General features: G+C 71.9%; 7 protein-coding genes. 3 read left to right on the top strand and 4 right to left on the bottom strand.

Going from position 1 to position 12,986, the window contains the following annotated elements:
* Positions 1 to 118: 118 nt before the first annotated feature.
* The 3 genes from AZE13_RS32030 to AZE13_RS32020 all read right to left on the bottom strand — a co-directional run bounded on the left by AZE13_RS32030 (position 119) and on the right by AZE13_RS32020 (position 6,936).
* Positions 119 to 5,104 (bottom strand): NAD-glutamate dehydrogenase, encoded by a 4,986-nt coding sequence (locus AZE13_RS32030; RefSeq protein ID WP_066939988.1) that lies wholly within the window; start codon positions 5,102 to 5,104, stop codon positions 119 to 121.
* A gap of 490 nt (positions 5,105 to 5,594) precedes the next feature.
* The gene (locus tag AZE13_RS32025; RefSeq protein ID WP_066939985.1) at positions 5,595 to 6,266 is read right to left on the bottom strand and encodes an HAD family hydrolase; all 672 of its coding nucleotides are present in this window, start codon (positions 6,264 to 6,266) and stop codon (positions 5,595 to 5,597) included.
* Between the two features lie 163 nt (positions 6,267 to 6,429).
* Positions 6,430 to 6,936, bottom strand: coding sequence for a DUF6912 family protein (locus tag AZE13_RS32020; RefSeq protein WP_066939982.1), 507 nt, complete (start codon positions 6,934 to 6,936; stop codon positions 6,430 to 6,432).
* Positions 6,937 to 7,233: 297 nt separating this feature from the next.
* On the opposite strand from AZE13_RS32020, the gene AZE13_RS37640 reads away from it, so the two are divergent.
* Positions 7,234 to 7,788, top strand: a complete 555-nt coding sequence (locus AZE13_RS37640) for an Rv3235 family protein (RefSeq protein WP_220127630.1) — start codon at positions 7,234 to 7,236, stop codon at positions 7,786 to 7,788.
* A gap of 79 nt (positions 7,789 to 7,867) precedes the next feature.
* On the opposite strand, the gene secA is transcribed toward AZE13_RS37640, so the two are convergent.
* Positions 7,868 to 10,702 (bottom strand): preprotein translocase subunit SecA, encoded by a 2,835-nt coding sequence (gene secA / locus AZE13_RS32010; protein WP_066939979.1) that lies wholly within the window; start codon positions 10,700 to 10,702, stop codon positions 7,868 to 7,870.
* A 253-nt stretch (positions 10,703 to 10,955) separates the two neighbouring features.
* Between secA and AZE13_RS32005 the strand changes: the two genes are divergently transcribed.
* Both AZE13_RS32005 and AZE13_RS32000 read left to right on the top strand, forming a co-directional pair.
* Positions 10,956 to 11,573: a GNAT family N-acetyltransferase gene (locus AZE13_RS32005; protein WP_066939976.1), complete on the top strand. Its 618-nt coding sequence runs from the start codon at positions 10,956 to 10,958 to the stop codon at positions 11,571 to 11,573.
* Between the two features lie 132 nt (positions 11,574 to 11,705).
* Positions 11,706 to 12,947, top strand: a complete 1,242-nt coding sequence (locus tag AZE13_RS32000) for a winged helix-turn-helix domain-containing protein (protein ID WP_079124590.1) — start codon at positions 11,706 to 11,708, stop codon at positions 12,945 to 12,947.
* The last annotated feature ends 39 nt before the right edge of the window (positions 12,948 to 12,986 follow it).

The raw sequence follows: 12,986 nt of genomic DNA, 5'->3' as shown, positions 1-12,986 counted from the left end.
AACGCGGCGAACTGCGGATGGACGGCCCGACGGACGAAGTCCTCGCGGCCTACGAGGACTTCACCCGCGGCTGAGGTGCGGGTCGGGGCAGGCGCCGGGCGGCGCCTGCCCCGCCGATTCAGCTGTGCGTACGCAGGAGCGTCCGCATGGTCCGCATGGCGACGGACAGGTTCGCCAGGTCGAACCCCTCCGACCCGTGGATCTCCTCCAGGGTCGCCCGCGCCCGGGCGAGGATCGCCGCGTTCGCCTGCTCCCAGGCCTTGAACCGCTGCTCCGGCGACGCGGAACCGTCGCCCGCCGACAGCACGTCCGCGGTCAGCGCGGCGTGCGCCGCGAAGAGGTCCTCGCGGATCGAGGCGCGGGCCATCGACTGCCAGCGGTCGTTGCGCGGCAGCTCCAGGATGCGGTCGAGGAGCTGGTTGACCCGCAGCCGGTCGGCCAGGTCGTAGTAGACCTCGGCGACCGCCAGCGGCTCCTTGCCCATCCGGTCCGCGACGGCGACGATGTCCAGCGCCGGGAAGACCGACGAGAAGCCGGACACCTGGACGGCCAGCGGCTCGGGGACGCCGGCGCCGGTCAGCTCCTCCAGAATCGTCTGGTACCACTCCAGGTCGCTGCCCTGGAGCAGCTTCGGCAGCTGCGCCCAGACCTGGCCGACCCGCTCCGCGAAGAAGTCGATGGTCTCCGACAGCTCCAGCGGCTGCCGGCGGTTGTTGAGCAGCCAGCGGGTGCCGCGCTCGACCAGCCGCCGCGAGTGCAGCCGGATCCGGGTCTGTACCTCGGCCGCGACCACGTTGTCGAGGGCCTCGACGTCGTCCCAGACCTGGTTGAGCCCGAAGATCGCGCGGGCCGCGGTGTGCGCCCGGACGACCTCTTCCAGGGAGGCCCCGGTCTCCTCCCGCATCCGGTGCAGGAAGCTCGTACCACCGGTGTTGACGGTGTCGTTGACCAGCACCGTCGTGACGATCTCGCGGCGCAGCGCGTGCCCGTCGACCTGCTCGGGGAAGCGCTCGTACAGCGCCGACGGGAAGTAGGCGTGCAGCAGCCGCTGGAGGTACGGGTCGTCCGGCAGGGGCGTCCGGATCAGCGACTCGGCCACCGTGATCTTGGTGTAGGCCAGGAGCACCGCGGTCTCGGGCTGGGTCAGGCCGCGGCCGGCGGTGAGGCGCTCACGGATCTGCCGGTCGGTGGGCAGGAACTCCAGCGCCCGGTCGAGGTCGCCGTCGCGCACCAGGCGCCGGATGAAGCGCTGCTGGGCGTGGAGCATGCTGGAGGACTGGGCGATGGCCAGCGCCAGCGCGGTGTTCTGCGCGTAGTTGTTGCGCAGCACCAGCGCGCCGACCTCGTCGGTCATCGCGGCCAGCAGCTTGTTGCGCTGCTTGACGGTCATGTCGCCGTTGGTGACCACGGCGTTGACCAGGATCTTGATGTTGACCTCGTGGTCGGAGGTGTCCACACCGGCGCTGTTGTCGATCGCGTCGGTGTTGATCTTCCCGCCGTCCGTGGCGAACTCGATCCGGCCCAGCTGGGTCAGGCCCAGGTTGCCGCCCTCGCCGACGACCTTGACCCGCAGGTCCTCGCCGTTGACCCGGATCGCGTCGTTGGCCTTGTCGCCCACATCCGCGTCGGACTCCGAGGAGGCCTTCACATACGTGCCGATGCCGCCGTTCCACAGCAGGTCGACCGGCGCCTTGAGGATGGCCCGCATCAGGTCGGCGGGGGTCATCTTCTTCACCCCGGCCTCGATGCCGAGGGCCGCCCGCACCTGTGCGTTGACCGGGATGGACTTGGCCTGGCGGGAGTGGATGCCGCCGCCCTGCGAGAGCAGCTCGGTGTTGTAGTCCGCCCAGGACGAGCGGGGCAGTTCGAAGAGCCGGCGCCGCTCGGCGTAGGAGGTGGCCGCGTCGGGGTTGGGGTCGAGGAAGATGTGCCGGTGGTCGAAGGCGGCGACCAGGCGGATGTGCTCGCTGAGCAGCATGCCGTTGCCGAAGACGTCGCCGGACATGTCGCCGACGCCGACCACGGTGAAGTCCTGGGTCTGGGTGTCGTGTCCCAGCTCGCGGAAGTGCCGCTTGACCGACTCCCAGGCGCCGCGGGCGGTGATGCCCATGCCCTTGTGGTCGTAGCCGGCGCTGCCGCCGGAGGCGAAGGCGTCACCGAGCCAGAAGCCGTACGCCTCGGCGACCTCGTTGGCGATGTCCGAGAACGTCGCGGTGCCCTTGTCGGCGGCGACGACCAGGTAGGTGTCGTCCTCGTCGTGGCGGACGACGTTCTTCGGGGGGACCACCTCGCCGCCGACGAGGTTGTCGGTGATGTCCAGCAGACCGGAGATAAAGGTCTTGTAGCAGGCGATGCCCTCGGCCAGCCAGGCGTCCCGGTCCTGCGACGGGTCCGGCAGCTGCTTGCCGACGAAGCCGCCCTTGGCGCCGACCGGCACGATGACGGTGTTCTTGACCATCTGCGCCTTGACCAGGCCGAGGATCTCCGTACGGAAGTCCTCCCGGCGGTCCGACCAGCGCAGACCACCGCGCGCGACCTTGCCGAAGCGCAGGTGGACGCCCTCGACGCGGGGCGAGTACACGAAGATCTCGTACGCCGGGCGCGGGGCCGGCAGGTCGGGGATGGCCTGCGGGTCCAGCTTCATGGACAGGTAGGCGTGCGGCTCGCCCTGTCCGTTGCGCTGGTAGTGGTTGGTGCGCAGGGTCGCCTTGATGACCGTGAGGAAGGACCGCAGGATCCGGTCCTCGTCCAGGGACGCGACCTGGTCGAGCGCGCCGTCCAGCTCCTCCAGCAGGCCGTCCGTCAGCTCCGTGCCGGCGCTCTGCCGCTCCGGGGACATCCGCGCCTCGAAGAGCGAAACCAGCAGCCGGGTGGTGTGGACGTTGGTGGAGAGGGTGTCCTCCATGTACGCCTGGCTGAACGTCGAGCCGGCCTGCCGCAGGTACTTGGCGTAGGCCCGCAGCACCATCGCCTGGCGCCAGTTGAGGCCGGCCCGCAGCACCAGCTGGTTGAAGTCGTCGTTCTCGGCCGCGCCGGTCCACACCGCGGTGAAGGCGTCCTGGAAGCGTTCGCGGGCGTCGTCACCCTTGACGTGCTCCGGCATCCGCAGCCCGAAGTCGTAGATCCAGGCGACGGAGGAGTCGGCGCAGCGCAGCTCGTGCGGGCGCTCGTCGATGACCTCGACGCCCAGGCGGTTCAGGCAGGGCAGCACCCTCGACAGCGAGACCGGCTCGCCCCTGCGGTAGATCTTGAAGCGGCGCTCGCCGGGGCCGGCACCGACCGGCTCGTAGAGGCTGACCGAGAAGTCCTTGCCGGGCTCCTCGGCAAGCTGCTCGAGGTGCTGGATGTCGGCGACCGCGCTGCGCGGGTTGTTGTCGGCCTTGTAGCCCTCGGGGAAGGCGCGGCCGTAGCGGCGCATCAGCTCGGCCGCGCGCTCCTCGCCGGCCTCGGCGACCAGCGCCTCGGAGAAGCCGTCGGCCCAGGAGCGGGCGGCCTCCACCAGCCGGGCCTCGATGCGGTCGAGGTCGGCGTCGGTGAGATCCGGGAGGGTGGAGCCGGGCGCGACGCGGATCACGAAGTGCAGCCGGGAGAGCACCGACTCGGTGTTCCAGGCCGTGAAGTCGACGCTGGTGCCGCCCAGCTCCTCCTTGAGGATGTCGATCAGGCGCAGCCGGACGCCGGTGGTGTAGCGGTCGCGCGGGAGGTAGACCAGCGCGGAGTAGTAGCGGCCGTACTGTTCCTGGCGGAGGAAGAGCCGCAGCCGGCGGCGCTCCTGGAGGTAGAGCACGCTGGTGGCGATGGACTGCAGCTCGTCGGCCGGCGTCTGGAACAGCTCGTCGCGCGGGTAGGTCTCGAGGATCTGCAGCAGGTCGCGGCCGTCGTGGCTGTGCGGGGTGAAGCCCGCGGCGTCGAGGACCTCGGCGACCTTGCGGCGGATGACCGGCACCCGGCGTACGGACTCGGTGTACGCGGCCGAGGAGAACAGCCCCAGGAAGCGCCGCTCCCCGATGACGTTGCCCTGCTCGTCGAAGGTCTTCACCCCGACGTAGTCGAGGTAGGAGGGGCGGTGGACGGTGGCGCGGCTGTTGGCCTTGGTGAGGATGAGCAGTCGGTGCTCACGGGCCTTGGCGCGGGCGTCGGCGGGCAGCCGGTTGAAGGACGGCGAGACGGGGTGGCCGGCGTCGCTCTCACGGTGCGTCGGGTCGGCGCGCAGGATGCCCAGGCCCGTACCGGGCACGGCGGTCAGCACGTCCTCCTGGGCGCCGCCCTCGCCGGGCACGGAGCCGAGCTCGTACTCGCGGTAGCCGAGGAAGGTGAAGTGGTCGTCGGAGAGCCAGCGCAGCAGCTCCTGGGCCTCCTCGACCTCCCGTTCGCGCAGGTCGCCGGCGAGCGGCTCGGACGGCAGGCCGTCGGCGATGCGCAGCGCGGCGGAGCGCATCTTCTCCCAGTCCTCGACGGCCTCGCGGACGTCGGAGAGCACCCGCAGCAGATCCGCGGTGATCTGCTTGAGGTCCTCGCGGTCGGTCTCGCGGTCCATTTCGACGTGGATCCAGGACTCGGTCACCGCGTCATGGGGCAGTTCGGCGGGCTTGCCCTTGCCCGCCTTGCCGGTCTTGCGCCGGCCGGCGTTGCCGTGCAGCTCGCCGTTGGAGTCGAGGACCTCGATCAGCTTGCCGGTGAGGTCACGGCGGACGATCACCTGCGGGTGGATGACGAGGTGGATGCCCCGGCCCTGCCGGGAGAGCTCGTTGGTGACCGAGTCGACCAGGAAGGGCATGTCGTCGGTGACGACCTCGACGACGGAGTGGCTGCAGGTCCAGCCGTTCTCCTCGACGGTCGGGGTGTGCACCCGGACGTTCGCCTTGCCCTGCGGGCGCTGCTCCGCGAGGCGGTAGTGCGAGAGCGCGGCACCGAAGACGTCGACCGGGTCGCGGTCGACCAGGTCCTCGGGAGCGGTGTGCAGGTAGTAGCGCTGGAGGTACCCCGCGAGGGTGTCCGGGTCGAGTCCGCGGACCAGGTGTGTGCCCCCGGCCGGGCTGCTTTCAACGACCCGGGCGGCCCTGGCGAGCAGCTCGGTTTTGGCTTCGTCCAGCTTGGTCTGCATGTCCTCTGGCTCCTGTCGCGCGCCGTTGCGTGACGTTGTGGAAGAACTTTTCGGAAGCCGCACAACGCCGCCGCGACGCGGGGTGTCCTGTCGCTGTCGACGCTATGCCGCGATGAGGGAGGGCCGGGCCGCTGTCGACAACCTGTGACGATGTCGACATGGAGTGGTGGCCGTGAAGACCAGCAGCCGCCCGGTCACGGTCGTGTCCCGGGCGCAGGGCAGGGGCCTCGGCGCCCCCGCGGGTTATCGCGCTGATCACGCTGCAAGGCTATCGCTCCCTTCCCGGAAGCCGTCATGGGCCGTCCACAACAACCCCCGATGCGAACTTAGCCCTTCTGGACAACGTCGCGCCGGGGTGGCGTATGCCTGCCGCTACGGGCCCGCCCAGACGGGCCTGTCCGCTCCGGGCCCCGGGAGACGGACCCAGGCCAGGGCTGCCCCAGGGCCTGTCCGACGGGTCGGGGCCGGACGGCCGTCCCGGGGTCACGGCCTAGACGACCAGCTCGCCGGCGAGCTGGACCGCCTCGGCGAGGCTGTCCACCACCGGGACTCCCGGCACCCCGCCGGCCTCCAGGCTCCGGCGGCTGTGCGACCCGCCCGAGTAGAGCACCGCGTACGCTCCCGCGTCCCGCGCGGCCACCGCGTCGTCCACCGCGTCCCCGACCACGACCGTACGCCCCGGCTCCACGTCCGCCAGCGCCGCCAGATGCCGCACCATCTGCGCGCTCTTCGTGCCCCCGGACGGCCCGGTCCGGCCCTCCACCCGCACGAACCGTGACTCGATGCCGAAGCCGCGGACGAGCGGTATCAGCTCGTCGTGCCCGAACATGCTGAGGATCGACTGGCTCCGCCCGGCCGCCTGCCACTCCGCCAGCAGCAGCTCGGCGCCTTCGGCGAGCCCGCAGCCCACGCGGTGCCGGCCGTAGTGCCGGTGGAACGCCTCGTCCATCACCAGCCACTCCTCGTCCGTCGGCAGCCGCCCCATCAGCCGCTCGTAGAACCGCGGCACGGGCACGCAGTAGAGCTCCCGGTACGTCTCCAGGGTGATCGGCTCCAGCCCGATCTCCTCGAAGGCGGCGTTGGTGGCCCCGATCACCGCGTCGACGTCGTGGAACAGGGTGCCGTTCCAGTCCCAGACGATGTGCGTGGCGTGCTTACCCATGCGGTTTCCCCAGGTCGTTCCCGGTGCGCCGACGGGCCTTCTCCCGTCCGCATCCCCGTGCCGACAAACGTACCCGCCGCCACTGACAACGCGGCCGGAGCGGCGGGGCGCCGCCCGCACCGGCCCGTCGCGGCGCCGGCCCGTCGCGGCACCCGGCCGTTCCTCAGCCGAGCAGTTCGGGGATCTCCTGCACCCCGAACCACATCAGATCGTGGTCCTCGGCACCGTCGACGGTGAACTGCGCGTCGTCGTCGCCCTGGTCCGCCGCGCCCAGCGCCGCCGCGGCCGCCGCGACATCGGCCTCCGCGTCCGCGGCGTCCACGTGCACCGCGGCGGCCTTCGACAACGGCACCGGTCCGGCGACCCGTACCTCACCCAGGGACGACTGGTCGAGCCCGCGGTCCGGGTCGGCCACCGCGGCGCCGTCCGGCACGTCCACGGCCACCACCACCCGGCGCCGCGCGGCCTGCGGGTCTCCGGCGAGCAGCCGCAGGGAGGCCTGGGCCGCGCGGTTGAGCGCCGCGTACTCCAGCTCCTCGATGTCGTCCGAGACGTACCACTCCCGCAGCGCGGGCGTGACCGCGTACGCCCCCAGGGGGCCGGGGCCCAGCTCGCCGTTCTCGTGCGCCTCCGCGAGACCGGAGAGGGTCAGGGGGACATAGACGCGCATGGCAGACGCTTCCGCTCACTTCGCTCGGTTCTGATGATTGTCCAGCCAGCATACGGGCGGGAGTCCCCCATCGTGCCGCGCCCACGGTCCACAGTCCCGCTCCCCCGGCCCGTTCCCCGCCCCGCCGCACGGCCTCAGCGCGGGACCGTGCCACGGAAGGGTGAACCTCGCGCGCCCCCCGGCACCGCCCGTCCGCGCCTTGCCGCCGCTCCGCCCCGCCGGTACGAAGATCCCCACCACGGATCTACTGCCCGGTAATCACCGATCGCCGGGCCCGGAACGAACGACGGGGCGACCATGACGACGACCGTGACCGACGACAACGACCCGGCCCTGCCCCGCCTCCGGCGGCCCTCCCCCGGCCGCCGCCCGCTCGGCCCGGCCGGCCGTGGCCCCGCCGGCCGGGGCCCGGCCCGCACCGTCCCGCGCCGCGGCGGACCCGGCGGACCCGGCGGACCCGGGGCCGCCCCCGGCGCGCCGCTCGCCGGGGCGCGGCGCCCGACGCTCCGGGAGCGGCCGCACCTGTGGTTCGCGGAACAACTGGTACTCACCCTCAGCGGGCAGCGGCCCGTGCACACGCTGCTGGGCCATGCCCTGCCCGCCGCCTACGACCGGCTGGCCGAGCTGGCCCCGCAGGCGCCGCTGCGGCCACTCCTCGGGCCGGGGCGGCGCGGCCCCCTCCCGGCCGTACGCGAATGCGGACTGTGCCGGCCGTGCCGCGGCGTCATCGAGGCGTTCGCCCGGATCACGGCGGGCGAACGGCTGCGGGCCCTCGCCTTCCGCCTGGAACAGGGCGCCGACTCCCGCTGGCGCTGCGCCGCGCTGGACCTCGGCCCGGCCCCGGCCGGCTGAACCACCGGACGCGACGGCGCCCCGGCCATATCCCGGCCGGGGCGCCCGCGTCACACGCTCACACTCTTCCTGCGCGCACTCACTTCTTACGGCGGCGGCCGCCGCCCCGCTGGGCCTTGCGCCGCTCGGCACGGGTCAGCCCGTCCGCCGCCGAGCGGGCCGGGGCACCGGCCTCCTCGTCGCTGATGAAGTCGCCCTCGACGACGCTGCCGTCACCGTCCACCTTGGGCGCGGTGAAGTGCAGCCGGTCCGGCCGCTGCGGCGCCTCCAGGCCCTTGGCGTGGATCTCCGGACGTCCGGCACCGGCCGGCACCGGCTCCGGCGCGCCCTTGTCCAGCGACGGCTGCTCCGCGGCCGTCTCCACCGGGACCTCCTCGACCTGCTGCTCGACCTGGACCTCCAGGTTGAACAGGTAGCCGACGGACTCCTCCTTGATCCCCTCCATCATCGCGGTGAACATGTCGAAGCCCTCGCGCTGGTACTCGACCAGCGGGTCCTTCTGGGCCATCGCGCGCAGGCCGATGCCCTCCTGGAGGTAGTCCATCTCGTAGAGGTGCTCACGCCACTTGCGGTCCAGGACGGACAGCACCACCCGGCGCTCCAGCTCGCGCATCACGTCCGGGCTGAGCTGCTCCTCACGGGCCGCGTACCGCTCGTGGATGTCGTCCTTGACGGCGTCGGCGATGAACTCGGCGGTCAGGCCGGCGCGGTCGCCGGCCTCGTCCTCGAGCTCCTCGATGCTCACCCGGACCGGGTAGAGCTGCTTGAACGCGCCCCACAGGCGGTCCAGGTCCCACTCCTCGGCGAAGCCCTCGACGGTCTCGGCCTGGATGTAGGCGTCGATGGTGTCGTCCATGAAGTGCTTGATCTGCTCCTGGAGGTCCTCGCCCTCCAGGACGCGGCGGCGCTCGGCGTAGATGACCTCACGCTGGCGGTTGAGCACCTCGTCGTACTTCAGGACGTTCTTCCGCGTCTCGAAGTTCTGCTGCTCGACCTGCGACTGGGCGGACGCGATCGCGCGGGTCACCATCTTGTTCTCGATCGGGACGTCGTCCGGGACGTTGGCCATCGCCATGACCCGCTCGACCATCTGGGCCTTGAACAGCCGCATCAGGTCGTCGCCCAGGGAGAGGTAGAACCGCGACTCGCCGGGGTCGCCCTGACGGCCGGAGCGGCCGCGCAGCTGGTTGTCGATCCGGCGCGACTCATGCCGCTCCGTGCCGAGCACGTACAGCCCGCCGAGCTCCTTGACCTCCTCGAACTCCGCCTTGACCGCGGCCTCGGCGCGCTCCAGGGCCGCGGGCAGCGCGGCCGCCCACTCCTCGACGTGCTCGACCGGGTCGAGCCCCATCTCGCGCAGCTCGGCCTCGGCGAGGGTGTCGGGGTTGCCGCCGAGCTTGATGTCCGTACCGCGGCCGGCCATGTTCGTGGCGACCGTGACGGAGCCCTTGCGGCCGGCCTGGGCGACAATCGACGCCTCCCGGTCGTGCTGCTTGGCGTTGAGGACCTCGTGCCGCACACCGCGCTTGTTGAGCTGCTGGGAGAGGTACTCGGACTTCTCCACGGACGTCGTGCCGACGAGGATCGGCTGGCCCTTGTCGTGCTTCTCGACGATGTCCTCGACGACGGCGTCGAACTTCGCGGGCTCGGTGCGGTAGATCAGGTCCGCCTGGTCCTTGCGGATCATCGGCCGGTTCGTCGGGATCGGGACGACACCGAGCTTGTAGATCTGGTGGAACTCGGCGGCCTCGGTCATGGCCGTACCGGTCATGCCGGAGAGCTTGTCGTAGAGGCGGAAGAAGTTCTGCAGGGTGATCGTGGCGAGCGTCTGGTTCTCGTCCTTGATCTCCACGCCCTCCTTCGCCTCGATGGCCTGGTGCATGCCCTCGTTGTAGCGGCGGCCGGCGAGGATACGGCCGGTGTGCTCGTCGACGATCATGACCTCGCCGTCGATGACGACGTAGTCCTTGTCCTTCTTGAAGAGCTCCTTGGCCTTGATCGCGTTGTTGAGGTAGCCGACGAGCGGGGTGTTCACCGACTCGTACAGGTTGTCGATGCCCAGCCAGTCCTCGACCTTGCCGACACCGGACTCGTGGATGCCGACCGTGCGCTTCTTCTCGTCGACGTCGTAGTCGCCGGTCTCCTCGACACCGCGCTGCGGGTTGGCCGCCTCGCCCCTCTTCAGGCGCAGCACCAGCTTGGCGAAGTCGCCGTACCACTTGGTGGCCGAGTCCGCCGGACCGGAGATGATCAGCGGCGTACGGGCCTCGTCGACGAGGATCGAGTCGACCTCGTCGACGATCGCGAAGTTGTGGCCCCGCTGGACGAGTTCATCCTTCGACCAGGCCATGTTGTCGCGCAGGTAGTCGAAGCCGAACTCGTTGTTCGTGCCGTACGTGATGTCGCAGCCGTACTGCTCGCGACGCTGGGCCGGGGTCATGTCGGCGAGGATGCAACCGACGGTCAGGCCCAGGAACTTGTGGACCCGGCCCATCATCTCGGAGTCGCGCTCGGCCAGATAGTCGTTGACCGTGATCAGATGCACGCCCTTGCCGGACAGCGCGTTGAGATACGCCGGGAGGGTACCGACCAGGGTCTTGCCCTCACCGGTCTTCATCTCGGCCACGTACCCCAGGTGAAGGGCCGCGCCGCCCATCAGCTGGACGTCGTAGTGCCGCTGGCCGAGCACGCGCTTGGCGGCCTCACGGACCGTGGCGAACGCCTCGGGCAGCAGATCGTCGAGGGTTTCGCCGTCGGCGTAGCGCTCCTTGTACTCGTCCGTGAGCGCCCGGAGCTCGGCGTCGGAGAGGGCCGCGAAGTCCTCCTCGATGGAGTTGACCTGGCCCGCGATGCGGTGCAGTTTGCGCAGGATCTTTCCTTCGCCTGCACGCATGATCTTCGTCAAGACGGACACTTGGGCTGGTCTCCTTGCCGGTCGGGCCTGCACGGTCGAGTGCGCGGGCGCGGCATATTTCCAAGGGGGCAGGCCCCGCCGCAACGGCCATCGTAAGGGAGGACGCCGTCGGGCAGGGAGGTCCGCCGCCGCGAACCCCCGCTGTCCCCTCCCTCTCGTGAACGCACGAGGCCGCGAGAAGGTGCCGGGGAGGTGCCGGGAATCACGCCGAAATCCCTTCGCGGCCCGCTCCGCGACCTCGCAGACTCCCGTCATGGAACCCGTCATCCTCACCACCGAGCGCCTGATCCTGCGCCCGTTCGAGCCCTCCGACGCACCCGCGGTGCACGCCGCCTGCCAGGAACCAGACATTCCGCGCTGGACGAACGTCCCCTCGCCGTACACCCTGCGGGACGCGGAGCGGTTCGTCGGCACGACCGTCCCCGAGGGCTGGCGCGACGACACCGCCTACGACTTCGCCGTGGTGGCCCGGACGGACGGCTCCCTGGTCGGCGCGATGGGCCTGGTACGCCTCGCCGGGCTGCGCGGCCCCGAGCGGCAGGCCGAGCTGGGCTACTGGACCGCCAGGGAGCAGCGCGGCCGGGGGTACACGGTCGAGGCGGCCCGCGCCGTGCTGCGCTGGGCGTTCGACGATCTCGGCGTGGAGCGCATGGAGTGGCTCGCGGAGGCCGGCAACGACGGCTCCTGGGCGGTCGCCCGCAGACTCGGCTTCCAGTGGGAGGGCACCCTGCGCGCCAAGCTGGTGCGGGAGGGCACCCGCCGGGACGTGTGGGCCGGCTCCCTGCTCCCCTCCGACCTGCCCGGCGATCCCGGCCCGGCCGGAGCGCCGTGCGCGGCGGACCGGACGCCGTACCTTCCGTACGCTGGCTGACCCGGGGGGGGCGGAGCCCCGGGCCCGCCCGGGGGCTGCCCGGGGCCCACGGCCGGGGCCCGTTCGCCCGGAGCCCAGGCTCCCGAAGCCACGGCGGGGGCGTTGTCGGTGCCCGCCCCTACGCTGTCCCGCATGACCGCCGTGACGCAGCTCTCATCCCTGCCGCAGCCCTCCTCCCGGCCCCGGCCCGTGGCCGGCCTGTCCCGCGACGACGCCCGCCGTCTGGCGCTGCGGGCGCAGGGCCTGCTGGGCGCCCCGGACCGCCGGGCGGGAGCGCGCGGAGTGCTGCGGCAGCTGGGAGCGGTCCAGTTGGACACGATCTCCGTGCTGGCCCGCTCCCATGAGCTGGTGCCCTACGCCCGGCTCGGCGCGGCCGGCCGCCCCGCCGTCGAGGCCGCCTACTGGACGCCGACCGCCGGCGGCGCCCCCTCGCCGCGGCCCCACAGCTTCGAGTACTGGTCGCACGCCGCCTGCATCCTCCCCATCGAGGAGTGGCCGCACTTCGCCTTCCGGCGCCGCGCCCGGCGGGCCAAGGGCCACCGCTGGCATGTCCTGAAGGACGCCGGCCGCTCCTGCGCCGCCGTCCTGGACCGGCTGAAAGCCGACGGCCCGCTGACCACATCCGAGCTGGGCGGCGGCCGCAACGGAGGAGAGTGGTGGGACTGGTCCGAGACCAAGATCGCGGTGGAGTGGCTGCTGGACACCGGCGAGGTGGTCTGTACGGAGCGCCGCGCCTGGAAGCGGGTGTACGACCTCGCCGAGCGCGCCGTCCCGGACGAGCTGCTGCACGACGGCCTGGACGACGCCGAGTGCCTCCGCCGCCTGGTCGCCCAGGCCGGCGCCGCCCTGGGGGTCGCCACCCGCGCCGACCTGGCCGACTACCACCGGCTGAAGGGCGAGCAGGTCGATGCCGTGATCGCCGACTCCGGTCTGGTCCCGGTGGAGGTCGAGGGCTGGGGAAAGCCCGCCTGGGCCGACCCCGCCGCGCTGGCCACCGCACCCCGCGGCCGGCACCGCACGACGCTGCTCTCGCCGTTCGACTCCCTCATCTGGGACCGCCGCCGTACGGAGCGGATCTTCGGTTTCACCCACCGCCTGGAGGCGTACGTCCCACGCCCCCGGCGGATACACGGCTACTTCGCGATGCCGCTGCTCGCCGGCGGCCGGCTGGTGGGACGGGTGGACCCGGCCCGCGAGGGCACCACCCTCGTCGCCCGGCAGGTCTCGATGCGGAACGGCAAGGCCGTCGCTCCCATGGCCACGGCTCTCCTGGAGGCCGCCACCTGGGTCGGCTGTGATTCCGTACGGGTGGAGCGCTGCGACGACGCGACGCTGGCCGCCGCCCTGCGCGCGGAGCTGCGGCAGCGGGGCTGACGAGCGCGGCGGGCGGAGGAGCGGCCGGAGCCTGCCGGC

Origin of the sequence: Streptomyces sp. NBRC 110611 (assembly GCF_001590865.1) — a bacterium.
Taxonomy (GTDB): Bacteria; Actinomycetota; Actinomycetes; order Streptomycetales; family Streptomycetaceae; genus Streptomyces.
This window is presented reverse-complemented; position numbering and strand designations above follow the sequence as displayed.

Bases quoted from the DNA above. Each gene is read 5' to 3' on its own strand.
- AZE13_RS37640 (WP_220127630.1), top strand. From the start codon at position 7,234: ATGACGACGACCGTGACCGACGACAACGACCCGGCCCTGCCCCGCCTC.
- AZE13_RS32000 (WP_079124590.1), top strand. From the start codon at position 11,706: ATGACCGCCGTGACGCAGCTCTCATCCCTGCCGCAGCCCTCCTCCCGG.
- AZE13_RS32005 (WP_066939976.1), top strand. From the start codon at position 10,956: ATGGAACCCGTCATCCTCACCACCGAGCGCCTGATCCTGCGCCCGTTC.
- AZE13_RS32030 (WP_066939988.1), bottom strand. From the start codon at position 5,104: ATGCAGACCAAGCTGGACGAAGCCAAAACCGAGCTGCTCGCCAGGGCC.
- AZE13_RS32025 (WP_066939985.1), bottom strand. From the start codon at position 6,266: ATGGGTAAGCACGCCACGCACATCGTCTGGGACTGGAACGGCACCCTG.
- AZE13_RS32020 (WP_066939982.1), bottom strand. From the start codon at position 6,936: ATGCGCGTCTATGTCCCCCTGACCCTCTCCGGTCTCGCGGAGGCGCAC.